Source organism: Streptomyces sp. SID8352, from assembly GCF_009862265.1.
GTDB lineage: Bacteria > Actinomycetota > Actinomycetes > Streptomycetales > Streptomycetaceae > Streptomyces.
The window spans coordinates 533866-558662 of sequence record NZ_WWGX01000022.1; the positions used below are offsets into that span (position 1 = coordinate 533866).

24 protein-coding genes are annotated in these 24797 nt (G+C 74.6%); 13 read left to right on the forward strand and 11 right to left on the reverse strand.

Annotation, left to right across the window (positions count from 1 at the left end; all coding sequences use genetic code 11):
- Positions 1–112: 112 nt before the first annotated feature.
- Entirely contained in the window at positions 113–361 is a 249-nt protein-coding gene (locus tag GTY84_RS07670; protein ID WP_161225339.1) for a hypothetical protein, read from the forward strand.
- Between the two features lie 306 nt (positions 362–667).
- Here GTY84_RS07670 and GTY84_RS07675 read toward each other — a convergent pair whose 3' ends face one another.
- On the reverse strand, positions 668–1657 hold the full coding sequence (locus GTY84_RS07675) for a DEDDh family exonuclease (RefSeq protein ID WP_161225340.1): 990 nt from the start codon (positions 1655–1657) through the stop codon (positions 668–670).
- Between the two features lie 182 nt (positions 1658–1839).
- Here GTY84_RS07675 and GTY84_RS07680 point away from each other — a divergent pair, with 182 nt between their 5' ends.
- Complete coding sequence (locus tag GTY84_RS07680) at positions 1840–2550, forward strand: VIT family protein (RefSeq protein WP_161225341.1); 711 nt, start codon at positions 1840–1842, stop codon at positions 2548–2550.
- Between the two features lie 40 nt (positions 2551–2590).
- On the opposite strand, the gene GTY84_RS07685 is transcribed toward GTY84_RS07680, so the two are convergent.
- From GTY84_RS07685 to GTY84_RS07695, 3 genes are all read right to left on the reverse strand, one after another.
- Complete coding sequence (locus GTY84_RS07685; RefSeq protein ID WP_161225342.1) at positions 2591–3598, reverse strand: CopD family protein; 1008 nt, start codon at positions 3596–3598, stop codon at positions 2591–2593.
- A 253-nt stretch (positions 3599–3851) separates the two neighbouring features.
- A complete protein-coding gene (locus GTY84_RS07690; protein ID WP_161225343.1) occupies positions 3852–5363 on the reverse strand; it encodes a S8 family serine peptidase in 1512 nt (503 codons plus the stop codon).
- A gap of 695 nt (positions 5364–6058) precedes the next feature.
- A complete protein-coding gene (locus tag GTY84_RS07695) occupies positions 6059–6199 on the reverse strand; it encodes a hypothetical protein (RefSeq protein WP_161225344.1) in 141 nt (46 codons plus the stop codon).
- 22 nt (positions 6200–6221) lie between these two features.
- On the opposite strand from GTY84_RS07695, the gene GTY84_RS07700 reads away from it, so the two are divergent.
- The 3 genes from GTY84_RS07700 (at position 6222) to moaA (ending at position 9370) form a co-directional block, all read left to right on the forward strand.
- The gene (locus GTY84_RS07700; protein WP_161225345.1) at positions 6222–6578 is read left to right on the forward strand and encodes a DUF485 domain-containing protein; all 357 of its coding nucleotides are present in this window, start codon (positions 6222–6224) and stop codon (positions 6576–6578) included.
- Positions 6575–8212 carry a cation acetate symporter gene (locus GTY84_RS07705; protein ID WP_161225346.1) on the forward strand — a complete coding sequence of 546 codons (1638 nt, stop codon included), beginning with the start codon at positions 6575–6577 and terminating at the stop codon, positions 8210–8212. Before GTY84_RS07700 ends, GTY84_RS07705 begins: the two co-directional genes overlap by 4 nt.
- A gap of 168 nt (positions 8213–8380) precedes the next feature.
- Positions 8381–9370 carry a GTP 3',8-cyclase MoaA gene (moaA, locus tag GTY84_RS07710; RefSeq protein ID WP_345943357.1) on the forward strand — a complete coding sequence of 330 codons (990 nt, stop codon included), beginning with the start codon at positions 8381–8383 and terminating at the stop codon, positions 9368–9370.
- 100 nt (positions 9371–9470) lie between these two features.
- Here the strand turns inward: moaA and GTY84_RS07715 are convergent, their stop codons facing one another.
- Both GTY84_RS07715 and GTY84_RS07720 read right to left on the reverse strand, forming a co-directional pair.
- Complete coding sequence (locus GTY84_RS07715; protein ID WP_161225348.1) at positions 9471–9701, reverse strand: hypothetical protein; 231 nt, start codon at positions 9699–9701, stop codon at positions 9471–9473.
- A gap of 225 nt (positions 9702–9926) precedes the next feature.
- Positions 9927–10316, reverse strand: coding sequence for a DUF3099 domain-containing protein (locus GTY84_RS07720; RefSeq protein ID WP_161225349.1), 390 nt, complete (start codon positions 10314–10316; stop codon positions 9927–9929).
- A gap of 277 nt (positions 10317–10593) precedes the next feature.
- Here GTY84_RS07720 and GTY84_RS07725 point away from each other — a divergent pair, with 277 nt between their 5' ends.
- Positions 10594–10875, forward strand: a complete 282-nt coding sequence (locus tag GTY84_RS07725) for a GlsB/YeaQ/YmgE family stress response membrane protein (RefSeq protein WP_161225350.1) — start codon at positions 10594–10596, stop codon at positions 10873–10875.
- A gap of 167 nt (positions 10876–11042) precedes the next feature.
- Here the strand turns inward: GTY84_RS07725 and tyrS are convergent, their stop codons facing one another.
- The 3 genes from tyrS to GTY84_RS07740 form a co-directional block, all read right to left on the reverse strand.
- Positions 11043–12311, reverse strand: coding sequence for a tyrosine--tRNA ligase (tyrS, locus tag GTY84_RS07730; RefSeq protein ID WP_161225351.1), 1269 nt, complete (start codon positions 12309–12311; stop codon positions 11043–11045).
- Positions 12312–12490: 179 nt separating this feature from the next.
- Complete coding sequence (locus tag GTY84_RS07735) at positions 12491–13903, reverse strand: metallopeptidase TldD-related protein (RefSeq protein ID WP_161225352.1); 1413 nt, start codon at positions 13901–13903, stop codon at positions 12491–12493.
- Between the two features lie 85 nt (positions 13904–13988).
- Entirely contained in the window at positions 13989–15512 is a 1524-nt protein-coding gene (locus GTY84_RS07740) for a TldD/PmbA family protein (RefSeq protein ID WP_161225353.1), read from the reverse strand.
- 491 nt (positions 15513–16003) lie between these two features.
- Here GTY84_RS07740 and fabG point away from each other — a divergent pair, with 491 nt between their 5' ends.
- From fabG to GTY84_RS07755, 3 genes are all read left to right on the forward strand, one after another.
- The gene (gene fabG, locus GTY84_RS07745; protein ID WP_161225354.1) at positions 16004–16708 is read left to right on the forward strand and encodes a 3-oxoacyl-[acyl-carrier-protein] reductase; all 705 of its coding nucleotides are present in this window, start codon (positions 16004–16006) and stop codon (positions 16706–16708) included.
- Between the two features lie 5 nt (positions 16709–16713).
- Positions 16714–17481 carry an enoyl-ACP reductase FabI gene (gene fabI, locus GTY84_RS07750; RefSeq protein ID WP_161225355.1) on the forward strand — a complete coding sequence of 256 codons (768 nt, stop codon included), beginning with the start codon at positions 16714–16716 and terminating at the stop codon, positions 17479–17481.
- 356 nt (positions 17482–17837) lie between these two features.
- Positions 17838–18128 carry a hypothetical protein gene (locus GTY84_RS07755; RefSeq protein ID WP_345943359.1) on the forward strand — a complete coding sequence of 97 codons (291 nt, stop codon included), beginning with the start codon at positions 17838–17840 and terminating at the stop codon, positions 18126–18128.
- On the opposite strand, the gene GTY84_RS07760 is transcribed toward GTY84_RS07755, so the two are convergent.
- A complete protein-coding gene (locus GTY84_RS07760) occupies positions 18106–18798 on the reverse strand; it encodes a FadR/GntR family transcriptional regulator (RefSeq protein ID WP_161225357.1) in 693 nt (230 codons plus the stop codon). The two genes, GTY84_RS07755 and GTY84_RS07760, sit on opposite strands and share 23 nt — an antisense overlap.
- 196 nt (positions 18799–18994) lie before the next feature.
- Between GTY84_RS07760 and GTY84_RS07765 the strand changes: the two genes are divergently transcribed.
- The 4 genes from GTY84_RS07765 to GTY84_RS07775 all read left to right on the forward strand — a co-directional run bounded on the left by GTY84_RS07765 (position 18995) and on the right by GTY84_RS07775 (position 23165).
- The gene (locus GTY84_RS07765; protein ID WP_237532094.1) at positions 18995–20449 is read left to right on the forward strand and encodes a CynX/NimT family MFS transporter; all 1455 of its coding nucleotides are present in this window, start codon (positions 18995–18997) and stop codon (positions 20447–20449) included.
- A 377-nt stretch (positions 20450–20826) separates the two neighbouring features.
- The gene (locus GTY84_RS34520) at positions 20827–20940 is read left to right on the forward strand and encodes an SGM_5486 family transporter-associated protein (RefSeq protein ID WP_265291665.1); all 114 of its coding nucleotides are present in this window, start codon (positions 20827–20829) and stop codon (positions 20938–20940) included.
- Positions 20941–22360: 1420 nt separating this feature from the next.
- Entirely contained in the window at positions 22361–22570 is a 210-nt protein-coding gene (locus GTY84_RS07770; protein WP_161225358.1) for a hypothetical protein, read from the forward strand.
- 76 nt (positions 22571–22646) lie between these two features.
- Entirely contained in the window at positions 22647–23165 is a 519-nt protein-coding gene (locus GTY84_RS07775; protein WP_161225359.1) for a histidine phosphatase family protein, read from the forward strand.
- Between the two features lie 133 nt (positions 23166–23298).
- Here GTY84_RS07775 and serB read toward each other — a convergent pair whose 3' ends face one another.
- On the reverse strand, positions 23299–24531 hold the full coding sequence (serB, locus tag GTY84_RS07780; RefSeq protein WP_161225360.1) for a phosphoserine phosphatase SerB: 1233 nt from the start codon (positions 24529–24531) through the stop codon (positions 23299–23301).
- Between the last annotated feature and the right edge of the window lie 266 nt (positions 24532–24797).

The following is a 24797-nucleotide window of genomic DNA, read 5'->3' on the forward strand; positions in this document are numbered from 1 at the left end:
CGGCGTGGGCGTGCCGTCGGTGCGCGGACCCGCCGGAGCGTGGCGGCGAGGGCCGGGAGTGCCCGCTTCACCCGGCTTGCGGGGGTTTCGGTCGCCGCCCAGAATGCGGTTCATGACACGTTGCGAAGTGTGCGGAAACGACTACGAACTGGCGTTCACCGTCGAGACGCGGGACGGCGCGCGGCACGTCTTCGATTCGTTCGCGTGCGCGATCCACCGCATGGCCCCGCTCTGCGAGCACTGCCGGGTGCAGATCATCGGCCAGGGCGTCGAGGCGGACGGCCAGTGGTACTGCGGCGCCCACTGCGCCCGCGCGGAGGGCAAGGTGGGCATCGTGGACAAGGTCGGCTCCGCCGCCTGACCGGCCGTCCGCTCCCCGGCCGTACCGTCGGCCGCCCGTTGCCCTCGACCGCCCTTCCCACCTGGCCGACCGGCGGGGCCCCGCGCCGCCCGGGGCCGGTGCGGGGCGCCCCGGCGTCCTTCGCCGGGCACCGAACGGGGCGGGCCCGCGCGGCTCCCGCGGCAACGCCTCCCGCCGCCGTGCCTCCCGCCGACCCGTCTTCCGTGCCCCGCGCCGCGCCGCCCGGCATCCCGCTCGTGCCGGCGGAAGCCACTGCCCGCCCGGGGCCCGGGGGCGGCCGCCCTCGGCCGTCCGGCCGCTCCCGGCTCAGCCGCCCTTCGCCGGTTCCACGTCGCGCAGGAGTTGTCCGAAGGCCGCCTCGTCCACCACCGGGGTGCCGTACTGCCGGGCCCGGACCACCTTGGAGGTGCCCGAGTCGGGATCGTTGGTCACCAGCAGGCTGGTCAGCCGGGACAGGCTGGTGGCGACGTGCAGCCCGGCCTCCGTGGCGCGGTCCTCCAGCAGATCGCGCTCCACGGAGGTGTCGCCCGAGAAGGCCACCCGCATCCCCTGCTTGAGCCGCCCGCCCTCCTGGTACCGGCCGGGGTTGGGATGGGGGCAGGCGGGCCGCTTGCGGGAGGGGCGCCAGCCGGCCGGACCCCGGCCCCCGTGGCCGCCCTGCGGGCCGATCCGGGGCGGCGGGGCGTCCGACCACTCCGTCAGCGGCAGGCACTCGTGCAGCGGCAGCCGCACCCCGCCCGCCGCCGCTGCGGTCAGGCTCGGCCGGAACGCCTCCGCCAGCACCCGCGCGTCGTCCAGCGCGTGGTGCGCCCGCCGCTGGACGACGCCGAAGTGGGCCGCCAGCGTCTCCAGTTTGTGGTTGGGCAGCGGCAGCCCCAGCTCCTTGGAGAGGGCGATGGTGCACAGCCGCTGCCGCACCGGGGCGCGCCCCTGTGCGCGGGCGTACTCGCGGGCGATCATCTGCCAGTCGAAGACGGCGTTGTGGGCGACGAGGACCCGCCCGTCGAGCCGCTCCGCGAACTCCCCGGCCACCTCCCGGAAGAGGGGCGCCCCTTCGAGCACATCGCTCGTCAGACCGTGTATCCACACCGGGCCCGGGTCCCGCTCGGGGTTGACCAGCGTGTACCAGTGGTCCTCGACCTCGCCGCGGGCGTCCAGCCGGTAGACGGCCGCCGAGATGATGCGGTCGTGGCGGGCCAGGCCGGTGGTCTCCACGTCGACGACGGCATACCCCTCGGGGTACGCGGTCGGCCACGCCGTGGCGGACGGCGCTGCGGTCGTGCGGTCTGCGAACATGGTCCATGAGGATACGGGCCCCCGACGACAGCGCCGTCCCACAGGTGCCCGCCACGCCCGCCGGTCCGGTCGCACCGTCAAGTTCCGGACGCGGTCGACCGGTTGCCGGGCGGCCGACGCCGGGGGCGGCGGGGAAGCGTCGGTGCGGGACGCGCGGGCGTCGCGGTGGCATCCTCCCGGGTGTGACGGAACCCACGAGCGAAGAGGCCCGCGGCGGGGCCCTCGGCACCCGCCTCAACTGGCTGCGGGCGGCGGTGCTCGGCGCCAACGACGGCATCGTCTCGACCGCCGGGCTGGTGGTCGGCGTGGCCGGGGCGACCGGCGACCGGTCCGCCCTGCTGACCGCCGGACTGGCCGGGCTGCTGGCCGGTTCCCTGTCCATGGCGGCGGGGGAGTACGTGTCGGTCTCCACCCAGCGGGACGCCGAGAAGGCCGCCCTCGCCGTGGAGCGCCGGGAGCTGAGCGAGCAGCCGGAGGCCGAGCTGGCGGAACTGGTGGGCCTGCTGACGGACCGGGGCCTGAGCCGGGAGGTGGCGCGGGAGGCGGCCGTGCAGCTCACCCGGAGGGACGCGCTGCGGGCGCACGCCAGCGTGGAGCTCGGCATCGACCCCGACGCGCTGACCAACCCCTGGCACGCGGCGTGGGCGAGCTTCCTGGCGTTCACCGTCGGCGCGCTGCTGCCCCTGCTGGCGATGGTGCTGCCGCCCGCCGGGGCGCGGCTCGGCGTCACCGTCGGCTGTGTGCTGGTCGCCCTCGTCCTGACCGGGTGGAGCAGCGCGCGGCTCGGTCAGGCGCCGCCGCGACGCGCGGTGCTGCGCAACGTCATGGGCGGCGCGCTGGCGATGGCGGTCACCTACGGGGCCGGGACGCTGCTGGGCGTCGCGGGGGTGTAGCGGGGGCGGCCGGTGGCGCCGCCGGTGCCGGAAGCCCGCGTCACCAGCGGATCGGTACCGGAACGGCCGTCAGGAGGCCCGACACGGCCACCACCAGGCCCAGGACGACGACCTCCACGCGTGCGGGGGTGCAGGCGGCCAGCGGGTCGGCCGCCCGGCCCAGCCTGATCCGCGCCCACAGGGCGAGCGCGCCGACGGCCGCCATCAGGAGCGCCTTCGCCAGCAGCACCCGTCCGTACGCGGTGTCCGTCACCTGCTCCACGACCGTGTCCACGGGCATCCGGCGCAGCGTGCTGCACAGCCCCGTGGCGGTGAGGGCGGCCAGCAGCCAGGCCGCCACCCGCGCGAAGCGGCCCAACAGGGCGGGGCCCGCTTCGGCGGTCCGCCAGAGGCGCAGGGTCCGCAGCGCGTACAGCAGCCCGCCGACCCAGAGGGACGCGCAGGTCAGATGGACGAGGGTCAGCCCGGAGCCGAGCAGGGGGCTGTACTCGGTCGTGGGGTGCGCGCGCAGGGCCTCGGCGACGATCACCGCGGCCAGTGGCCAGAGTCGGCCGACCGGCCGCCGCGACCCGGCGCACAGGCCGGCGGCGAGGAAGCCGTTGACCTCCAGCAGGGCGAGCTTGCCGTCCCGGGACTCGTAGAGGCCGCCCACGTCGATCTCGGCGACACCGCCCGGCACGAGGTTGCCGGTGGCCACGACCGACGCGAGCCCCAGGGCGGCGAGGAAGCCCGCGGCGGCGGCCGGCCGCGCCCAGGAGGAGGGCCGTACGGCGGGGGCGCCGGGGAGGGTGCGGGCCAGCCGGAGCACGAACAGCTCGCCCAGGGGGACGGCCAGCGCCGCGAAGAGCACCGTGCGCAGCAGGGCGATGCCGCCGGTGCCCGGTGCCTCGGCCTCCCCGGTGCCGTGCAGGGCGGGGGAGGGGCCGAGCACGGGGATCAGCGCGCCCAGGGCCACGAGGACCAGGACGGCCACGGCCCGGCCGGTGCCGGAGGGCCGCGCGTGCCGCCCGGAGCCGGTGGACCGGGACGAGGGGGGTATCGAGGTCACCGCAGGATCTTCACCAGACCTCCCGGAATCGGGCAAGTTCCCGAGAGGAGGGCGGGGTGCGATTCGGTGCACAACATCCCATTGCGACCCCGCGGAAGGTCACCGTCCGGCAGTCCGGTGCCGTGCCCGGCCGGGGCGCGGACGTGGACGTGGGACGGACCGGGGGCGGTCGCCCCGATCCGTCCCGTGCGCGTGGGTGGTGCCGGTCGGCCGGTCCACGGACCGGCCGTCGGCGGGTCAGTGGCTCAGCGGGTCAGCGGGTCACGGCGTCCAGCGCGTCGGCCATGCCCCGGCCGTAGAAGCCGTTGCGGTTCTTCGGGCCCTGGCACACCGCGTCGATCCGGCCGTCTCCGTTGATGTCGTACGGGTCGGTGCACGCGAGGGCGTCGGCCTGGGCGAACAGCTTCGCCTTCACCAGGGCGGCGGGCGCGTGCGGGTGGCGGGACTTGATCAGCGCGGCCACGCCCGCCACGTGCGGCGCCGCCATCGACGTACCGGCCATGTAGCCCCACTTGCCGCCGGGCAGCGTGCCCAGGATCAGACCGCTGGTCGCGGGCGGCGCCGGGGTCTGGTACACCGTCGAGTCGCCGCCGGGCGCGGTGATGTCGATGACGCCCCGGCCGTAGTTGGAGTACGACGACTTGACGCCCTTCGCGCCGGTCGCCGAGACGGTCACCACGCCCGGGAGTTGGGTCGGGATGTCGAAGCACCGGGACAGGTCCACCACCCGGTCGCCGGGGGTGGAGTCGTTCGGGGAGGTGGAGTCGGTGAGCGTGCGGGCGGCGAAGTCGAGGTTCTCGTTGCCGGCCGCGGCGACGTTGACCGCGCCCCTGCGCTCCGCGTGTCGCGAGGCCCGGGAGACGGCCTCGACCAGGGCCTTCTGGTCGGGGTCGTTGTCGCAGTTGAAGTACCAGGGGTCGGTGTAGTAGCTGTTGTTGGTCACGTCGACCTCGTGCTCGGCGGCCCACATGAAGCCGCACACCACGGCCTCGGTGTAGAAGTAGCCGTCCGGGTTGGACACCTTGATGCCGGACACCTTCACCCCGGGGGCCACACCGGTCATGCCGATGCCGTTCCTGGCGGCGGCGATCTCCCCGGCGACGTGCGTGCCGTGGGGGCTCTCGGACGCGCCCGGCCGCCAGGCGCCGTCGGTGGTGTCGGGCTTGCCGGTCACGCAGTTGACCGATGCCGCGCGGTCGAAGTTGGGCGCGATGTCCGGGTGGGTGTCGTCGACGCCCGTGTCGATCACGGCGACGGTCACCCGGCTGCTGCCCAGCGACTTCTGGTGCGCCTTGTCGGCCTTGATGGCCGGCAGGTCCCACTGGAGCGGCTCCAGCGGGTCCTGGTCCCCGGTGGCCCCGGCCTTCGCCGCCTCCCCGGAGGTGAGTACCCGGGGCGCGCCCATGTCGGTCGTCGCGGCCGAGGGCAGCGGTGCGGTGCGGGTGGCGCCCGCCGACTCCACGCCGCGCACCGTGCGGACGGCGGCGGCGAAGCCCGGGGCGGCCGAGCGGACGACCACGACGCCGATCCGGTCGTACGACGTCACGATCGTGCCCCCGGCCCGGGCTATCCCCCGCTCGATCCGGGCCGAAGGGGCCTTGGCCGTACGGAGGTTGACGACGTAGCTGAACGAGGCCGCCGTGGTCCCGGGGGCGGCCTCGGCGGCGGATGCCTGGACGCCGGGCAGCACCGCGAGGGCCGTGGCGGTCACCATGCCGAGCGGGAGGGCGAGGGCACGACGGTGGCGTGAGAGGAGCGCAGTCATGTACGGAATCTCCGGTTCGGTCGGGAAAGGGGGGAACGTTGCTCCGGGGGCCGGACGTCGGGACCGGCCGGGCCCGGAGCACCGGGACATCGGGCCCGGCCGGGAACGGCCGGACGGGGGGGAAGGTGAGAGGGGCCGGGGACGGTGGCCGGGAGGAACGCGCGACCGCCACGTCGGCAGGGGAGGGGAGGGAGGGGGCGGAGGGAGGACGAGGGGGGAGGGGAGGGGGCCTGGAAGGACGGAGGGCCGTTCGCGGCCGGGCACCCGAGTCCCGCCGCGTACGGGGCGGAAGACGCCGGGTGGTCACCGCGTTCCGGGCGCGGCGCGGTGCGCGCGGGTCACCTCACCGCGCGTGGCCCGGCCGTCCCGGGACCGTGGAAGCCCTCCGCCCTCCGGCGCCCCCGCGCCGCGTGCCGGGCGGCCGCGGCGGCGCGGCCGACCCGCCGCGCCGACGTACGGCAGGGCGCCGCCTTCCTCCGCCGCGGCCCCCGGGCCACTATTCCGGCTCCGGCCGGCGGGAGGCCGAGCGACGCGGTCGGCGACAGGACGACCGGCACGGCGGGGGCGAGCCGCCGTCTGGAACGCAGAGGAAGCATGGGGTCTCCACATCATCCGAAGCGACACCGGCCCGCCGCACGGTTCGTGCTCGGGCAGGTACATGACGTCACTGTGCAGGGTGAAGTTATCTTCCCCACTCACCGGCCAGCAATGACCCGCAACGGGTGACTTCGGAAAGTGCGGGGGGAGTTGAACCGGTCCCCGGGCAGCGCCGTGTCGTTGGGCAGGGAGCCGAGAGCGACCGGCTCCCGCAGGAAGACCGAGGTCCCAGCTGTCATGTCCGTCGTACGAGGAGACTCCGTGGCCACCGACGCACCGCCCCCCTCGCAAGAGCATCACCGACTGCCCGCCGCCGAGGAGTTCTCCGAAGTGCAGCGGAGCGAGGAGTTCGCCGAACTGCGCCGCTCCTTCCGTTCCTTCTCCTTCCCGCTGACGATCGCGTTCGTCCTCTGGTACCTGCTCTACGTGATGCTGTCCAACTACGCGGGCGGCTTCATGGGCACCAAGGTCTTCGGCAACATCAACGTCGCCCTCGTGTTCGGCCTGGCCCAGTTCGTCACCACGTTCCTCATCGCCTGGTGGTACTCGCGGCACGCCGCCGCGAAGCTCGACCCCAAGGCCGAGGCCATCAAGTCCCGGATGGAGGGCGGCGCATGAGCACCGCGCAGCACACCTTTCTCGCCGTCGACCTCGCCGCCAACAAGGCGAGCGAGCACCGGCCGCTGATCATCACCCTGTTCGCGCTGTTCGTCCTCGCCACCCTCGTCATCACCGTGTGGGCGGGCCGCCAGACCAAGGACGCGGCCGACTTCTACGCGGGCGGACGGCAGTTCAGCGCCTTCCAGAACGGACTCGCCGTCTCCGGCGACTACATGTCCGCCGCGTCCTTCCTCGGCATCGCGGGCGCCATCGCCCTGTTCGGCTACGACGGCTTCCTCTACTCGATCGGCTTCCTCGTCGCCTGGCTGGTCGCCCTGCTGCTGGTCGCCGAGCCGCTGCGCAACTCCGGCCGCTACACCATGGGCGACGTCCTCGCCTACCGGATGCGCCAGCGGCCCGTGCGCACCGCCGCCGGCACCTCGACCATCGTCGTGTCGATCTTCTACCTGCTCGCCCAGATGGCCGGCGCGGGCGTCCTCGTCTCCCTGCTGCTCGGCATCACCTCCGACGCCGGCAAGGTCCTCATCGTCGCCCTGGTCGGCGTCCTGATGATCGTCTACGTCACCATCGGAGGCATGAAGGGCACCACCTGGGTCCAGATGGTCAAGGCCGTGCTGCTGATCGGCGGCACCCTCCTGATCACCTTCCTGGTGCTGCTGAAGTTCGACTTCAACATCTCCGACCTGCTCGGCACGGCCGCCGAGAACAGCGGCAAGGGCGCCGCCTTCCTGGAGCCCGGCCTCCAGTACGGCGCCACCGGGACCTCCAAGCTGGACTTCATCTCCCTCGGCGTCGCCCTGGTCCTCGGCACCGCCGGACTGCCGCACATCCTGATCCGCTTCTACACCGTGCCCAACGCCAAGGCCGCCCGCAAGTCCGTGAACTGGGCCATCGGCATCATCGGCGCCTTCTACCTGATGACCATCGCGCTCGGCTTCGGCGCCGCCGCGCTCATCGGGCCCGATGAGATCACCGCCTCCAACCCGTCCGGCAACACGGCGGCCCCGCTGCTCGCCCTGCACGTCGGCGGCGTCGACTCCACCTGGGGCGCGGTCCTGCTCGCCAGCATCTCGGCGGTGGCCTTCGCCACCATCCTCGCCGTGGTCGCGGGCCTGACCCTCGCCTCCTCCTCGTCCTTCGCGCACGACATCTACGCCAACGTCATCCGCAAGGGCCAGGCCACCGGCCCCGAGGAGGTCCGCGCCGCCCGCTGGGCGACGGTGTTCATCGGCATCGTCTCCATCGCGCTCGGCGCCCTCGCCCGCGACCTCAACGTGGCCGGCCTGGTCGCCCTCGCCTTCGCGGTCGCCGCCTCCGCCAACCTGCCCACCCTCCTCTACAGCCTGTTCTGGAAGCGGTTCACCACCCAGGGCGCCCTCTGGTCGATCTACGGCGGTCTGATCGTCGCCGTCGGCCTGGTGCTGTTCTCGCCCGTCGTCTCCGGCGACCCCAAGGCGATGTTCCCCGGCGTGGACTTCGCCTGGTTCCCGCTGAAGAACCCGGGCATCATCTCCATCCCGTTCGGCTTCCTGATGGGCTGGCTCGGCACCGTCCTGTCCAAGGAGAAGCCCGACGAGGCCAAGTACGCGGAGCTGGAGGTCCGGTCCCTGACCGGCACCGGCGCCCACTGAGCCGCCTCTCCACGGGGGCGCGCGGCCGGGGCGCGGAGCATTCCGCGTCCCGGCCGCGTCCCGGGCCCGGGAGTCCGGCCCCCTGCCGTTGTCGGTCCCCTCGCGTAGGCTCGAAGACGTCGGGGGGAGACCGTGCGCTCCACCGAACCGCGTAGAGGAGGGGGCCCCGTGCTCATCGACACCCACGGCCGCGTCGCGACGGATCTCCGGGTCTCGCTGACCGACCGCTGCAATCTGCGCTGCACCTACTGCATGCCCGAGGAGGGGCTGCGCTGGCTGGCCAGACCGGAGCTGCTCACCGACGACGAGATCGTCCGCCTCGTCGGCATCGCGGTCACCACCCTCGGTGTCGAGGAGGTCCGCTTCACCGGAGGCGAGCCGCTGCTGCGCCCGGGGCTGACCGGCATCGTCGCCCGCGTCGCCGCCCTCGCCCCCCGCCCGCGGATGTCCCTGACCACCAACGGCATCGGCCTGGGGCGCACCGCCGCGGCCCTGCGCGAGGCGGGCCTGGACCGGGTCAACGTCTCCCTGGACACGCTGCGCCCCGGCGTCTTCAGGACCCTCACCCGACGCGACCGCCACCAGGACGTCCTCGACGGACTCGCCGCCGCCCGCGCCGCCGGGCTCACCCCGGTCAAGGTCAACGCGGTCCTGATGCCGGGGCTCAACGCCGACGAGGCCCCCGACCTGCTGGCCTGGGCCCTGGAGCAGGGCTACGAGCTGCGCTTCATCGAGCAGATGCCGCTGGACGCCCAGCACGGCTGGAAGCGCGAGGGCATGGTCACCGCGGGCGACATCCTGGCCGCGCTGCGCACCCGCTTCGAGCTGACCCCCGAGGACTCGGGGGAGCGCGGCTCCGCCCCCGCCGAGCGCTGGACGGTCGACGGCGGCCCCCACCGGGTCGGCGTCATCGCCTCCGTCACCCGCCCGTTCTGCGCCGCCTGCGACCGGACCCGGCTGACCGCCGACGGTCAGGTGCGCACCTGCCTGTTCGCCCGGGAGGAGACGGATCTGCGCGGCGCCCTGCGCTCCGGCGCCACCGACGAGGAGATCGCCGCGCTGTGGCGCGGCGCCATGTGGGGCAAGAAGGCGGGGGCGGGCCTGGACGACCCGTCCTTCGTCCAGCCGGACCGCCCGATGTCCTCGATCGGCGGCTGACGGTGCGACCGGTGCGGAGGCGGGGGGAGCCGCCCGGTGGTCCCCGGCGGGCGCCCGCCCGCGCGCGGACACCCCGCCGCGGTGGGCCGGGGGGCGGTCCTCAGGCGCCGGGCGCGGCGTCCCCGGACTCCCAGTCCGCCAGGGCGACCACGTCCTTGAGGAAGCCGCGCACCCCGAGGAACGAGGACAGATGCTCCCGGTGCTCCTCGCAGGCCAGCCAGGTCTTGCGACGCTCGGGGGTGTGGAGCTTCGGGTTGTTCCACGCCAGCACCCACACGGCGGCCGTCCGGCAGCCCTTGGCCGAGCAGATGGGGGAGGTCTCGTCACTCACAGGTTCGTCTCGCAACTGAGGGAAAACGCCCGGGGAAAAGGCGACGCCGGGCAGCCACGGGGGGAGCTGCCCGGCGTCGGTCCGTCGCTCCGACGGGGGATGCGGAGCGCGTACGAAGTATGTCACGGGTCACCCGCCGCCCGGCACTGGAACTGCCCGATTCATTTGAGCTGTTCCTGAGCATGGCGCGGAACCGACGCCCGCCCCGGGCCGCTCCGGGCACCCTCAGACCCCGTTCCCGGGCTCGCCCCGCGCGCCCGGCGCCGACCCCTGCGCGCCCTGCCCGCCGGAGGTGCCGCCGTCGCCCTCCGGCCCCGTGATCATGGGCGGCGGCGGGGCAGTCACGAACGTCGTGGGCAGCGCCGGGGTGTTCTCCCGGCCCGCGTTGGCGATCACCACCGCGATGTACGGGAGCACCGCCCCCAGCACCAGGGCCACGAGCGCGACATGCCGTTCCACGCCCCAGAGACAGGCGGCGAGGATGACCGAAACCGTGCGGACGGACATCGACACCACGTACCGGCGCTGGCGCTTGCGCACGTCCTCCTGGAGACCCGTGCGCGCCCCGGTGATCCGGAACACCTCGGTGTTCCGGCCCTCACTCCGCTTCCGCATCACGTCCACCAACCGCCCGCATCGCTCTCTCCCCGCCCCGCTTCCGTCCGTGCCGCTCGGGGACGCCGGGCCCGGACGGGCACCACGGTACGCCGCTGCCGGGCACCCCACGAGACCGGGGCCGGGCGCGGTCGGCCCGCGGCGCGTGCGGGGGCCCGCCGGGGTACTCCGTTCGGGCGCGGCCGAGGTGCGCCGTTCGCATGACGGCCGGACAGTGGTCCGTACCGCTCGCGCAGCAGGCCGAGCCGTACGCCGTACGCCGCGAAGGAGGCAGCACATGGGCTGGTTGTGGGCGATCATCGTCGGATTCGTGCTGGGGATCATCGCCAAGGCGATCATCCCGGGCAAACAGCACAGCCCGCTGTGGCTGACCACCATCTTCGGCATGCTCGGCGCCGTCGTCGGCAACGCGGTCGCGCGCGGCTTCGGCGTCGCGGCGACCTCCGGCATCGACTGGTGGCGCCACCTCTTCCAGCTGGTGGCCGCGATCATCATCGTGGCGGTCGGCGACGCCGCCTACGTGGCCGTGCGGGGCAACAGGCGGCGCGAGCGGGCCTGACCGGCCGACGGCACCGGCCCGCCGCCACGACGGGGGCGGCCGGGGAGGCACCCTCCGGTGCTCCCCGGCCGCCCCCGTCGCCGTGCGCGGGACCCGCGGTCCGCCGCCCGCGGTCCGCCGCCCGCGGTCCGCCGTGCGGCCCGGACGGCGTCGTGCGGTCCGGACGCTCAGCCGCCCGTGACCTCCACCGCGGCCAGGTTCCTCTTGCCGCGCCGCAGCACCAGCCAGCGGCCGTGCAGCAGGTCCCCGGCGGCGGGGACGGCGTCCTCGGCGGTGACCTTGGCGTTGTTCACGTAGGCGCCGCCCTCCTTGACCGTGCGGCGCGCGGCGGACTTGCTGGCGACCAGCCCGACCTCGCTGAACAGGTCGACGACCGGGCCCGGCTCGGCGACCCGGATGTGCGGCAGCTCGGAGAGCGCCGCCGCCAGCGTCCTCTCGTCCAGTTCCGCGAGATCGCCCTGCCCGAACAGCGCCCGGGAGGCGGCGATCACCGCGGCCGTCTGGTCCGCGCCGTGCACCAGTGTGGTCAGCTCCTCGGCCAGCGCGCGCTGCGCCGCGCGGGCCTGCGGGCGCTCGGCCGTCTGCTCCTCCAGCTCCTCCAGCTCGGCGCGCGGGCGGAAGGACAGGATCCGCGAGTAGCCCGAGATGTCCCGGTCGTCCACGTTCAGCCAGAACTGGTAGAAGGCGTACGGCGTCGTCATCTCCGGGTCGAGCCAGACGGCACCGCCCTCGGTCTTGCCGAACTTGGTGCCGTCCGCCTTCGTCATCAGCGGCGTCGCGTAGGCGTGGACGGTGGCCGCCGGCTCCAGCCGGTGCAGCAGGTCCAGACCCGCGGTGAGGTTGCCCCACTGGTCGCTGCCGCCCTGCTGGAGGGTGCAGCCGTAGCGGCGGTAGAGCTGGAGGAAGTCCATCGCCTGGAGGAGCTGGTAGCTGAACTCCGTGTAGCTGATGCCCTCGGAGGACTCCAGCCGCCGGGCGACCGAGTCCTTGGTCAGCATCTTGTTGACGCGGAAGTGCTTGCCGATGTCCCGCAGGAACTCGATCGCGGACAGCCCCGCCGTCCAGTCCAGGTTGTTGACCATCACGGCCGCGTTCTCGCCCTCGAAGGACAGGAACGGCTCGATCTGGCCGCGCAGCCGGTCCACCCAGCCCGCCACCGTCTCCGGCGGGTTCAGGGTGCGCTCCGCCGTCGGCCGCGGGTCGCCGATCTGCCCGGTGGCCCCGCCGACCAGCGCCAGCGGCCGGTGACCGGCCCGCTGGAGCCGGCGCACCGTGAGCACCTGCACCAGATGCCCCACGTGCAGCGACGGCGCGGTCGGGTCGAAGCCGCAATAGAAGGTGACCGGACCGTCCGCGAGCGCCTTGCGCAGGGCGTCCTCGTCGGTGGACTGGGCGAACAGCCCGCGCCACTTCAGCTCGTCGACGATGTCCGTCACGGTTCTCTTGTCTCCTCGGTGGTCTTCGGTTCGATGGCTCCGGCCGCCCCCTGGACACCGCTGCCCGGGGCGGCGGTCCGGCGGTGTCCGGGGCGGCCCCGGGGGATCGCCCCGGCGGCGCCCGGCGACCGGAGCGGCGCGGACACCCGCGCGACCGGCCCGCCGGACCGCCTACGAGGTTATACGCCCTGGCTGACGGAGCTCATGTTGAATTCCGGGACCCGCAGCGCGGGCATCGCCGCCCGGGTGAACCAGTCGCCCCACTCCCGGGGCAGCGTCCGCTCGGTGCGTCCCGCCTCGGTGGCCCGGCCCAGCACGTCCACCGGGGACTCGTTGAACCGGAAGTTGTTCACCTCGCCGGTCACCTCGCCGTTCTCGACCAGGTACACCCCGTCCCGGGTCAGCCCCGTCAGCAGCAGGGTCGCCGGGTCCACCTCGCGGATGTACCAGAGGCAGGTCAGCAGCAGCCCCCGCTCCGTGGCGGCCACCATCTCGGCCGTCGAGCGGTCGCCGCCGCCGTCCAGGATCAGGTTCCCGGCGGCCGGGGCCACCGGCAGCCCGGTCAGCCCCGCGCTGTGCCGGGTGGTGGTCAGCCGGTTCAGCTCGCCCCCGGCGATCCAGTCCGTCGCCGTCACCGGCAGCCCGTTGTCGAACACCGACTCGTCACCGCCGGAGGAGTGCGCCACCACGAAGGGCGCGCACTCCAGCCCCGGTTCCTCAGGATCGCTGCGCAGGGTCAGCGGCAGCCCGGCCAGGCGCTCGCCCAGGCGGGTGCCGCCGCCCGGCCGGGAGAAGACCGTGCGGCCCTCCGCCGCGTCCCGGGCCGAGGCCGACCAGGACTGGTAGATCAGCAGGTCCGCCACGGCCGTCGGCGGCAGCAGCGTCTCGTACCGGCCCGCCGGCAGTTCCACCCGCCGCGCGGCCCAGCCCAGCCGAACGGCCAGCTCGGCGTCGAGCGCCAACGGGTCCACGTCGGTGAAGTCCCGGGTGGAGCGCCCCGCCCAGGCCGAGCGGGCGCGGTCCGGTGACTTGGCGTTCAGCTCCAGCGTCCCGGTCGGCTGGTCGTGCCGCAGCCGCAGCCCGGTCGACGTGCCCAGGTACGTCGAGGTCAGCTCGTGGTGGGCGAAGCCGTACAGCTCCCGGCCGCCCGCCCGGGCACGGGCGAACGCCTCCCCGAGGGCGGGCGCGAAGCGGTCGAACACCGCCGGGGAGGTCTCGGCGGGCGGCTCCGTGAAACCGGGCGACACCGGCACGTCCGCGACCAGCGGCCGCGCGTCCTCGGCCGGACCGGCGTCCCGCGCGGCGGCCTCGGCGGCCCGCACCAGCGGCTCCAGCTCGTCCCGGGTCACCGCCGACCGCGACACCACCCCGGACGCGGTGCCCTCCCGGCCGCCGACGGTCGCGACGACCGTCAGCCCGCGGCCCCGGGCGACCCCGTTGGTGGTCAGGGTGTTCCCCGCCCAGCGCAGATTGACGTCGGAGCGCTCCTCCGCGATCACGACACAGCCGTCCGCCCGGGACAGCTCCAGCGCCCGCTCGACGGTCTCGTACGGCGCGTCGGCCGCGCCGGCCCTGGACGTCCGCCTGCTCATCGGCCCGCCTCCTGCGTGGTGTGGGGACTGTGCTGCTGCGGGCGGCGGCGGCCGCCGGGCACCCGTCCGGTCGAGTGGCGCGCGCTCATCGTCCCGCCTCCCGCGCGGTGTTCAGGACGCCGACGCCCCGGAAGAGCGCCGAAGGGCAGCCGTGGGAAACGGCCGCGACCTGTCCGGGCTGGGCCTTGCCGCAGTTGAAGGCGCCGCCCAGGACATAGGTGCGCGGGCCCCCGACGGCCGCCATGGAACCCCAGAAGTCCGTGGTCGTCGCCTGGTAGGCCACGTCGCGCAGCTGGCCGGCCAGCCGCCCGTTCTCGATCCGGAAGAACCGCTGGCCGGTGAACTGGAAGTTGTAGCGCTGCATGTCGATGGACCACGAGCGGTCCCCGACCACGTAGATCCCCCGGTCCACGCCGCCGATCAGGTCCTCCGTCGACAGCCCGCCCGGATCGGGCCGCAGCGACACGTTCGCCATCCGCTGCACCGGCACATGGGCGGGGGAGTCGGCGTAGGCGCACCCGTTGGACCGCCCCAGCCCGGTGAGCCGGGCGATCCGCCGGTCCGTCTGGTAGCCGACCAGGGTGCCGTCCCGCACCAGGTCCCAGGACTGCGCCGCGACGCCCTCGTCGTCGTACCCGACGGTCGCGAGCCCGTGCTCGGCGGTCCGGTCGCCGGTGACGTTCATCAGCTCCGAGCCGTACCGCAGGGTGCCCAGCCGGTCGAAGGTGGCGAAGGACGTGCCCGCGTAGGCGGCCTCGTAGCCGAGGGCGCGGTCCAGCTCGGTGGCGTGGCCGACGGACTCGTGGATGGTCAGCCACAGGTTCGACGGGTCCACCACCAGGTCGTACGGGCCCGGTTCGACGCTCGGCGCGCGCATCTTCTCCGCCAGCAGCTCCGGCATCCCGGCCAGCTCCGCGTCCCAGTCCCAGCCGGTGCCGGTCAGGTACTCCCAGCCCCGCCCGGCCGGCGGCGCCAGGGTCCGCATGGAGTCGAACTCGCCGCTGGAGCCGTCCACCGACACCGCGGTCAGCGCCGGGTGCACCCGCACCCGCTGCTGCGTGGTCGAGGTCCCGGCGGTGTCGGCGTAGAACTTGTTCTCGTGCACGGCCATCAGGGAGGCGTCCACGTGGTCGACCCCGTCGGCCGCCAGCAGCCGCGCGCTCCAGTCGGCCAGCAGCGCCGACTTCTCCGCGTCGGGCACGGCGAACGGGTCGGTCGCGTAGGACGAGACCCACGTCCGGTCGGCGTGCACCGGCTCGTCGGCCAGTTCCACCCGCTCCCGGGATCCGGCGGCCCGGATCACCCCGGCCGACAGCCGGGCCATCGCCACCGCCTGCGAGGCCACCCGGGCGGCGGCGTCCGGGGTGAGGTCCACGCCCGAGGCGAAGCCCCAGGCCCCGCCGTGCACCACGCGCACCGCGTAGCCCAGGTCGGTGGTGTCCGAGGAACCGGCGGGCCGGGCGTCCCGCAGCCGCCAGGAGGCGCTGCGCACCCGCTCCAGGCGGAAGTCGGCGTGCTCGGCCCCGAGCGCCCGCGCCCGGGCGAGCGCGGCGTCGGCGAGATGGCGCAGGGGCAGTGCCGTGAAGGCTTCGTCGATGGGGTGGGGCACCAGCGTCTCTTTCTGTCGACGTGACCGGTCGGGTACGGGGGCTGTCGGGTACGGGGCCGGCGGGTTCCGGGGCTGCCGGGTACGGAGCGGTGGGTGCGCGGGGCCGCCGCGTGCGGGGTCGGCCGGACGCGGAGCCGTCGGACGGGTGGAGCCGTCGGGTTCGGGGACCGTCGGTCACCGCGCCGTGGTGCGCGCGGCCCGCCGGGCACCGCCCGGCGCGGCGGCCTCCGGTGCGGTGAGGACCGGCCGGACCGCATCATGTCGCGTCCGCGCCCGTGTGGCCACGGGGTTGACCGCGTCGGCGGAGGCGCCCGCGTACCCGGGGCCGCGTTTCTGTAGGGACCCGACAGCGTGTTCCGCGAGCCACTGTCGGCGCCCGATTCCCCGGGCGCGGGCCGGGACCGATAGGTTTCCGGGGAAGCCGCCTGCCAATCGCCGCCGGTCAACCGGTGTTCGGGCGGAGTACCACACGCTATCGAAAGGGTGATCCGTTGAGCCGCTCGGTTCTCGTCACTGGAGGCAACCGGGGCATCGGCCTCGCCATCGCCCGCGCATTCGCCGACGCCGGCGACAAGGTCGCGATCACGTACCGCTCGGGCGAGCCGCCCGAGGGCTTCCTCGCCGTCAGGTGCGACATCACCGACAGCGAGCAGGTGGAACAGGCCTACAAGGAGATCGAGGAGAAGCACGGTCCCGTCGAGGTCCTGGTCGCCAACGCCGGCATCACCCGCGACCAGCTCCTGATGCGCATGACCGAGGAGGACTTCACCTCGGTCGTCGACACCAACCTCACCGGCGCCTTCCGCGTCGTCAAGCGCGCCAACCGCGGCATGCTCCGCGCCAAGAAGGGCCGTGTCGTCCTCGTCTCCTCGGTCGTCGGGCTGCTGGGCAACGCGGGACAGGCCAACTACGCCGCCTCCAAGGCCGGTCTGGTCGGCTTCGCCCGCTCCCTCGCCCGTGAGCTGGGATCGCGCAACATCACCTTCAACGTCGTCGCGCCCGGCTTCGTCGACACCGACATGACCAAGGTGCTCACCGACGAACAGCGGGCGGGCATCGTCTCGCAGGTGCCGCTCGGGCGGTACGCGCAGCCGGACGAGGTCGCCGCCGCGGTGCGCTTCCTCGCCTCCGACGACGCCTCGTACATCACTGGAGCCGTCATTCCCGTTGACGGCGGACTGGGAATGGGTCACTGATCACCATGAGCGGAATCCTCGAAGGCAAGCGCATCCTGATCACCGGGGTGCTGACCGAGTCCTCCATCGCCTTCCACACGGCCCGGCTGGCCCAGGAACAGGGCGCGGAGATCATCCTCACCGCCTTCCCGCGGCCCACGCTGACCGAGCGCATCGCGAAGAAGCTGCCCGCGCCCACCAAGGTCATCGAGCTGGACGTCACCAACGACGAGCACCTCGGGCGGCTGGCCGACATCGTCGGCGGGGAGCTGGGCGGCCTCGACGGCGTCGTGCACTCCATCGGCTTCGCGCCGCAGGACGCGCTCGGCGGCAACTTCCTGAACACGCCGTTCGAGTCGGTCGCCACGGCCATGCACGTCTCGGCGTTCTCGCTGAAGTCGCTGACCACGGCCTGCCTGCCGCTGATGCGGGACGGCGGCTCGGTCGTCGGCCTCACCTTCGACGCCCAGTACGCCTGGCCGCAGTACGACTGGATGGGCCCGGCCAAGGCCGCCCTGGAGGCCACCAGCCGCTACCTCGCCCGTGATCTGGGCAAGCAGAACATCCGCTGCAACCTGATCTCCGCCGGTCCGCTCGGCTCCATGGCCGCCAAGTCCATCCCGGGCTTCTCCGAGCTGGCCAAGGTGTGGGACAACCGCTCCCCGCTGGCGTGGGACCTGAACGACCCCGAACCGGCCGGCCGCGGTGTCGTCGCGCTGCTGAGCGACTGGTTCCCGAAGACCACGGGCGAGATCGTCCACGTCGACGGGGGACTGCACGCCATCGGCGCGTGAACCCCGGCCGGGCGCCGCGCCCGGCGTTCCGGGCCCGCTTCCCCCGGGGGAGGCGGGCCCTCGGCGCGCCCCGGGGCGGAACCCGCTGGGGGCCGGAACCCGGGAGGGGCGCCCCACGCGCCCGGCGGGGTGTCCCGCGTGCCCGGCGGGGTGTCCCGCGCGGCTCACCCGTTCGGCTCATCCGGCCGGGCGGGGCGGCCGTGCGGGCCGCAGGCTGAAGCACGGGCGCGGCCGCCCGAGTCCGCGAGCCGCGCCGCCCTCCCCAGCACCCCCGCACGGCCGAGGAGGTCCCCCTTGTGCGTCCTTCCCGCCGTTCCGCCCCGGCGGCCCCCGTCGTCCTCCTGACCCTCCTGTGCGTGCTCCTCCCGCCGCACGGGGCCGCCTCCCGGCCGCGCGCGGCGGTGGCGCCCGAGCCGTTCGGCGCCTCCTGCCGGGTCCGGACCGACGGCTCCGAGGTGACGGCCGACTGCCGCAACCCCTACCCGGAGCCCGACCTGCTCGCCCTGCACGTCGAGTGCCTGCGCTGGTGGGACCCGGACGCCGACGGCGTCCCGGTGGAGGCCGGACCGGCCGGGCACGTCCGGCTGACCGGCCGCTGCTGGCACGAGGTCCACCACGCCTGGGTCAGCCACGGGCGGACGGGCTGAGCCGCCCCGGACGGCACTGGAACGGGTAGCCCGCCGCCTCCGCCCCCGCCGTCTCCGCGTCCCCGGCGCGGATCGCGGCGACCAGCCGGGCGTGGTCCATGTGCGTCTCCGGCGTCAGCTCGGGGCCCAGGTCGCCGCGCAGCCACTCGCGCATCACCTCGCCCAGATCCGCGTAGAGCGCGGTCAGCACGTCGTTGTGCGAGGCCGCCACCACGGCCAGGTGGAAGGTCGCGTCCGTCGCCACGAACGCCTCCGTGTCACCCGACTCCCAGGCCCCGTCCCGGCGCGCCAGCAGGGCCTCGATCTGCCCGAGGTCCTTCTCCGTGCGCCGCTCGGCGGCCAGCCGGGCGGCGGTCGACTCCAGGGTGGAGCGCAGCTCCGCGATGTGCCGGGGGTCGGCGTCCGCGAACCGGCGGTGCATCACCCCGGCCAGCTCACTGGTGGCCGCGACATAGGTGCCGGACCCCTGGCGGATGTCGAGCAGACCGTTGTGGGCCAGGGCGCGCACCGCCTCGCGGACCGTGTTCCGGGCGACCCCGAGCTGCTCGACCAGCTCCGGCTCGGTCGGGATGCGCGCGCCGACCGGCCACTCGCCCGAGGCGATCTGCTGCCGCAGTGTCGCGATGACCTGCTCGGACAGGGCCGCACGACGGGGATGGATCAGGGGCATGGCTCACCTTCGTACGCGGTACCCGCCCCGTCGGACGGCACGCCCTACGGCCGGGGCGCGGCGGGGTCGACGGGACGGGGTCGATGGAGGGGGATCAGGGGGATTCAGGGGAGGGACGGTGATGTGGCCGACATCGCTGCGCTGGGCATCCGATTCATTGGACAACCAATCATCCCATGATTCTATGATGGTCCTCATGGCCAGTGAAGAGACCCGGACACTGAACTCCCCGACAGGCGGTGCCCCGACCGCGCACCCGTCCCCGGACCCCGGGGGCGCGGGGAGATCCGCGACGCCCGCCGGGCGTGCGTGGACGGTGTGGGCCGCCCGGCTGCTGCCGGTCGGCATCGTCCTGGCCGCCGTCAACCTCCGCCCCGCCATCACCAGCCTCGGCGCGCTCATGGAGGAGGTCCGCGACGGGCTCGGCATGAGCGGCGGCGTGGCCGGACTGCTCACCTCCGTGCCGTCCCTCTGCTTCGCCGTCTTCGGTGTCACCGCCCCCCGGCTGGCCCGCCGGTACGGTCCCGGGGCCGTGGTCTGCGTCGGCATGGCCGCCATCACCGCCGGCCTGCTGATACGGCCCTACGTGGGCGGCACCGCCGGGTTCCTGGCGGCCAGCTCCCTCGCGCTCATGGGCATCGCGGTCAGCAACGTGCTGATGCCGGTCATCGTCAAGCGCTACTTCCCCGACCGGGTCGGGACCATGACCGGCCTGTACTCCATGGCCCTCGCCCTCGGCACCTCCCTCGCCGCCGCCGCGACCGTGCCGATGACCAGGGCGCTGGGCGGCGGCTGGCAGCCGGGGCTCGCCGTCTGGGGACTGCTGGCGGCGGCGGCCGTGCTGCCGTGGCTGCCGTTCGTCCGGCAGCGCGGGGCGCGGGGCGCCAACGGGGCGGGCGACGGTCCCGGGGGCGCCCCCTCCCTGGCGGGCGCTGGCCCGGGCGCGGGTGCCGCGGACGCCGGGGCCGGGAGCGCCGGTGCCGGGACGGCGCGGGCCGGCCGGGCGGCGGGTCCGGAGGGCCGGGCCGAAGCGGGCCCGGAGGGCGCCGGGCAGGCCCCCGCGCTGCGCATCACCCGCAGCCCCACCGCCTGGGCGCTCGCCGTCTTCTTCGGGCTCCAGGCCACCGCCGCCTACATCACGATGGGGTGGATGGCGCAGATCTTCCGGGACGCGGGCGTCTCCGCGGGCACCGCCGGACTGCTGCTCGCCGTGATCATGATGATGGGCGTGCCGCTGGCCTTCGTCATCCCCCGGATGGCCACGCGGCTGCCCCGCCAGGGTCCGATGGTCGTCGTCCTGGGCCTGTGCGGGCTCGCCGGGTACGCCGGTCTCTACTTCGCCCCGGTCACCGGAGCCTGGGCCTGGGCCCTGCTGCTCGGCGTCTCCAACTGCGCCTTCCCGCTCGCCCTGACCATGGTGGGGATGCGGGCCCGGACCAGCGGCGGGGTCGCCCAGCTCTCCGCCTTCGCGCAGAGCACCGGGTACCTGATCTCCATCCCCGGGCCGATCCTGGTCGGCCTGCTCTACCAGCACAGCGGCGGCTGGGGGCTGCCGATCCTGCTGATGAGCCTGCTGATGGTGCCGCAGATGGTGGTCGGCGTCCTCGCCGGGCGCGACCGCACGGTGGAGGACGAGGTGACGGCCCGCTGACGGGACCGTCGGGCGGGCGGTGCGGCGGTTCGAGCGGCGGTTCGTTCGCCGGAGAGTCCGGTGCCCGGCGCGTCCGGCGGTTCGTTCGCCGGGCGGTCCGGTGGTCCGTGCGTCCGGCGGATCCGGCCGCACCGGGTGGTCCGGGGTCCTGCGGGGCGCCGTCGCGGGTGCGGCCGGTGCGGGACCGGAGCGGTCGGGGCGAGACCGGGACGCCCGGGGCGGGAGCGGAGCGGCCGGTGCGGAGGCCGGTGGTGGGGGGCCGGAGAGAAGCCGGTCGCGGAGCCGGAACCCGAGCCGGTGGCGGAGCGGCCTGTGGGACGGACTCCGGCGGAGGGCCGCCGACCGGGGCGGGAAGCGGGGGTGCGAGACTTGGCCCCATGCCCCTCGACCCGAATCCGCAGCACGGCCAGAAGAAGATGCTGATCGTCTTCGGCTCCTTTCTCGCCATCTTCGTGATCATCGGCATCATCGCAACGATCGCCGCTCCCTGAGCGCGGCCCTGGGCCGGGGGCTCCCGAGCCGGAACGCCCCAGAGGCCCGGAACGCCCCAGAGGCCCGGCCCGCTCCGGTCCGGCCAGCCCCGGAACCCGGCCGTTCCTGGCCCGGCCAGCCCCGGAACCCGGCCGTTCCCGGCCCGGCCCGCCGCCGGGGTCCGGCCGTTCCGGGTTCGGCCTGCCCCCGGCCCGTTGCTCACGGCGCTCGGCCGTCTCCGGAGCCGGGGCACCTTCGGATGCCGGGTCTCTGCTGCAACCGGTCGCCCCTCGGAACCCGGCGGACCCGGAACCCGAGCGACCCGGGACCCGGCGTCTCCCCGGCGGACGCGGAACCCGGGGGAACCGGAACCCGGCGTCTCCCCGGCGGGTGTTCCCCTGGAACCCGGCGGACCCGGAACCCGAGCGACCCGGGGCCCGGCGTCTCCCGGGCGGGCGTTCCCCTGGAACCCGCCCGCTCCTGAGCCCGGCGTCGCCTTGTAGCGGGCGCCCTCTGGAACCGGCCGCCTCTGAGCCTGGGGTCCGAGAGCCCAGTGTCTCCTTGGGCCCGGCGCCCTCTGGAGGTCGCCGCCCCTTGAATCCGCGGCTTGCTGTCCCGGGCGTCCACCCGTGTGGCGTTCAGCCCCGCTGTCCCGGCCCGGACCCCGGTTCCCGTGGCCCGCGCCACGGCGCGGAGCCGTCCCCTGGGGCGGATCCGTTCCCCGCACGGAGCCGGTCGCGGACCTGACGCGATCCCCGGGCCGGAACGACGGGCGCCTGGGCGGCCCCGGGCACCCGGCGCATCCGGGCACCGTGCCCACCCGCTTCCCGCCCCCCGGCGACGGCGCTCCGGGCGCGGCGCGCTCCGCGTGCCCCCGGCAGGGCCCTCCGTGCAGGTCATCCGCGTCACCCCCTGCCGCCGGACGGAACCCGTCCCGGGGCCCCGCGCCGCACTCCCGATCCGTGCCCCGCGCACCCCGGGAACCGCCGCCGGACGCGCCCACCCTTTCCAGCCACCACGGCAGGGCCTTCCGCGTACGGCGTGGGGCAGGGTCTTCCGCACACGGCGCCGGGGCGCGGCCCGCACGCGCGCACGGTGTTCCGGTGGTCACGCCGCAGGTCGGGTTCGCCGCACGGCCCGCAGGCACCGGGGCACGGCGCCCGGTCAGGCACTCCGCGCACGACCCCCGCCCCGAGCACGGTGGCGCCCCACTCACGGCGGCCCCGGGCCGCCACCCGCACGGCTCCGCCGCCCACCGCCCGCGTCGGGCGGGCCCCTGGTGGGGTTAACCCCCGCGTCCCCTAGGGGGTGAGGGTCAGGGTTGAGTGGGTGGAGTCCCGGATGGGCCCGGCACCCCGGTTTCCGTACTGTCGGGATGTGCCCGCGGAAGGCGGATCGCGGGGCACGGACAGGGACGCGCGAAGACCAGCGGAGGCACACATGTCGGCCCCTACGCACACCAGGCCCCACCCGGCGGCGAGCCCCGGCGGAGCCGACTCCCGGCTGCCCTGGTGGGCCGTGGCCCTGCCCGCCCTCGCCTTCGTCGCCCTGTTCCTGCTGATACTCGACCCGTCGGACGCCGGAGCGGCCACCGGCGAACCCGCGCTCACCCACCTCGTGCAGCGGCTCCAGGAGTGGTCCGCGCGCTGATGGGGCCCGCCGCCGTCCCGCACCGCCCTGTCAACTCCCTGCGCTCCATGGCCTGTTTCATGCGAAGCTGGGTGTCATGAGCCTCGCAGAACCCCGCAGGATCGTCCTTTTCCGGCACGCGAAAGCCGACTGGCCCCAGGTGAGCGACCACGAGCGGCCGCTCGCCGACCGGGGCCGTACGGACGCCGCCGAGGCCGGCCGCCGCCTGACCGACACCGGTATCCCCTTCGACCAGGCACTCTGCTCCACCGCTCTGCGGACCAGGGAGACCTGGAAGCTCGCCGTCCAGGAGTTCCCGCAGCGGCCGAGGACGGTCTACGAGGAGCGCGTCTACGAGGCGTCGCCCGGCGAGCTGATCGCCGTGCTCAACGAGACCCCGGACGACCTGCGCAACGTCCTGGTGATCGGCCACAACCCGGGCATGGAGGGTCTGGCCGAGATCCTCGCGGGCGAGGCCGAGGCGGAGGCGCGCGGCCGGATGAGCCGCCGGGGCTTCCCGACGGCCGCCTTCGCCGTGCTCTCCTTCACCGGTTCCTGGAAGGACGTGGAGCCCGGAGTGGCCTCCCTCGTCGACTACTGGGCGCCCAGCGACTGACCCGCACCGCGACGCGACGGGTCCGGGCCTCCCAGGGGGGAGGCCCGGACCCGTCGCGATCGAGGAGACCGCCCGGACCGGCGGCGGTGCCGCGGGCAGCAGCGAGCCGCCGGGCGGGGTGCCGCGGCGGGGGTCAGTGAAGGTCGTCGCCGGGGCGCTGGTCCAGCGTGTCGGCCGCCTCGACCTCTTCACGGGTGATGCCCAGCAGATAGAGCACGGTGTCCAGGAAGGGCACGTTCACCGCCGTGTGCGCCGCCTCGCGCACCACCGGCTTCGCGTTGAAGGCGACCCCGAGACCGGCCGCGTTCAGCATGTCCAGGTCGTTGGCGCCGTCGCCGATCGCCACCGTCTGGGAGAGCGGCACCCCCGCCTCGGCCGCGAAGCGGCGCAGCAGCCGCGCCTTGCCCGCGCGGTCCACGATCTCGCCGGTGACCCGGCCGGTGAGCTTCCCGTCGACGACCTCCAGGGTGTTGGCCTGGGCGAAGTCCAGCCCCAGCCGCTCCTTGAGGTCGTCGGTGACCTGGGTGAAGCCGCCGGAGACGACCCCCACCTGGTAGCCGAGCCGCTTCAGGGTGCGGATCAGGGTCCGGGCGCCCGGCGTCAGCCGCACCTCGCTGCGGACCTTGTCCACCACCGAGACGTCCAGCCCCTTCAACAGCTCCACCCGCGCGTGCAGGGACTGCTCGAAGTCCAGCTCACCGCGCATCGCGGCGGCCGTCACCTCGGCGACGCGGTCCTCGCAGCCGGCGTGCGCGGCGAAGAGCTCGATCACCTCGTCCTGGATCAGCGTGGAGTCCACGTCCATGACGACCAGGCGCTGCGCCCGCCGGTGCAGCCCGGCCGAGACCACGGCGATGTCCACGCCGAGCGCCGCGGCCTCGGTGGCCAGCGCGGTGCGCAGCGGTTCCGTCGCCACACCGGAGACGGCGAACTCCACGGCGGTCACCGGGTACTTGGCCAGCCGGAAGATACGGTCGATGTTGCTGCCGGACTCGGTGATCCGGGCCGCTATGGCGGCGGTGGCCTCCGCCGTGAGGGGGTGCCCGAGCACCGTGACCAGGGAGCGGCCCAGACCACGCGGACGGTTGTCGCCGATACCGGAGATGATCTCCGCCTGCAGCTTCATCGACTCGGCCCAGCTGTGTATGGTCGCCCGCAGATCGCCCTCCCGGCCGCCCGGCGGCTCGGTCACCAGCGCGCACAGCACGATCCGGCCACGGGTCACGACCTGCTCGATGTCGACCACGTCGAGGGAGTAGGCGGCGAGGGTGTCGAAGAGGCCCGCCGTGATGCCGGGCCGGTCCTTCCCGAAGATCTTGACGAGAAGAGTGGGAACGTCAGAGGTCTGCGTCTGCGTAGCGCTCATGGTGTTCCCACCGTATCCGGCGCCGGCCCGCCGCCGCCGCCGAGGTCCGCCCACCGGACAGCCTCCGCGCCCGCCTCCGGACGCCATCCCGCCGGCCCCGTCGGGGGGTCCCGGACGCCCGCCCCGCGGACCACCGGGGCATCGCCACGCCCCGTGTCCAGGGCCGTTCCCCGCCGTGACCGGGTTGCCCCGTATGAGGTCCCCGGCGAGGGGAGCCCGGCGGGATTTCGCAAGGCCCGGGTTTCGGTCAGGGCGCCGGGCCTGGA

Excerpts from the sequence above, each read along its gene's own strand:
- GTY84_RS07690 (WP_161225343.1), bottom strand. The coding sequence starts at position 5,363 with ATGACTGCGCTCCTCTCACGCCACCGTCGTGCCCTCGCCCTCCCGCTC.
- GTY84_RS07675 (WP_161225340.1), bottom strand. The coding sequence starts at position 1,657 with ATGTTCGCAGACCGCACGACCGCAGCGCCGTCCGCCACGGCGTGGCCG.
- GTY84_RS07760 (WP_161225357.1), bottom strand. The coding sequence starts at position 18,798 with ATGCCCCTGATCCATCCCCGTCGTGCGGCCCTGTCCGAGCAGGTCATC.
- GTY84_RS07725 (WP_161225350.1), top strand. The coding sequence starts at position 10,594 with ATGGGCTGGTTGTGGGCGATCATCGTCGGATTCGTGCTGGGGATCATC.
- GTY84_RS07770 (WP_161225358.1), top strand. The coding sequence starts at position 22,361 with ATGTCGGCCCCTACGCACACCAGGCCCCACCCGGCGGCGAGCCCCGGC.
- GTY84_RS07775 (WP_161225359.1), top strand. The coding sequence starts at position 22,647 with ATGAGCCTCGCAGAACCCCGCAGGATCGTCCTTTTCCGGCACGCGAAA.
- GTY84_RS07695 (WP_161225344.1), bottom strand. The coding sequence starts at position 6,199 with ATGACAGCTGGGACCTCGGTCTTCCTGCGGGAGCCGGTCGCTCTCGGC.
- GTY84_RS07720 (WP_161225349.1), bottom strand. The coding sequence starts at position 10,316 with ATGCGGAAGCGGAGTGAGGGCCGGAACACCGAGGTGTTCCGGATCACC.
- fabI (WP_161225355.1), top strand. The coding sequence starts at position 16,714 with ATGAGCGGAATCCTCGAAGGCAAGCGCATCCTGATCACCGGGGTGCTG.
- GTY84_RS34520 (WP_265291665.1), top strand. The coding sequence starts at position 20,827 with ATGCCCCTCGACCCGAATCCGCAGCACGGCCAGAAGAAGATGCTGATC.
- serB (WP_161225360.1), bottom strand. The coding sequence starts at position 24,531 with ATGAGCGCTACGCAGACGCAGACCTCTGACGTTCCCACTCTTCTCGTC.
- GTY84_RS07735 (WP_161225352.1), bottom strand. The coding sequence starts at position 13,903 with ATGAGCAGGCGGACGTCCAGGGCCGGCGCGGCCGACGCGCCGTACGAG.
- GTY84_RS07705 (WP_161225346.1), top strand. The coding sequence starts at position 6,575 with ATGAGCACCGCGCAGCACACCTTTCTCGCCGTCGACCTCGCCGCCAAC.
- GTY84_RS07670 (WP_161225339.1), top strand. The coding sequence starts at position 113 with ATGACACGTTGCGAAGTGTGCGGAAACGACTACGAACTGGCGTTCACC.
- GTY84_RS07765 (WP_237532094.1), top strand. The coding sequence starts at position 18,995 with ATGGCCAGTGAAGAGACCCGGACACTGAACTCCCCGACAGGCGGTGCC.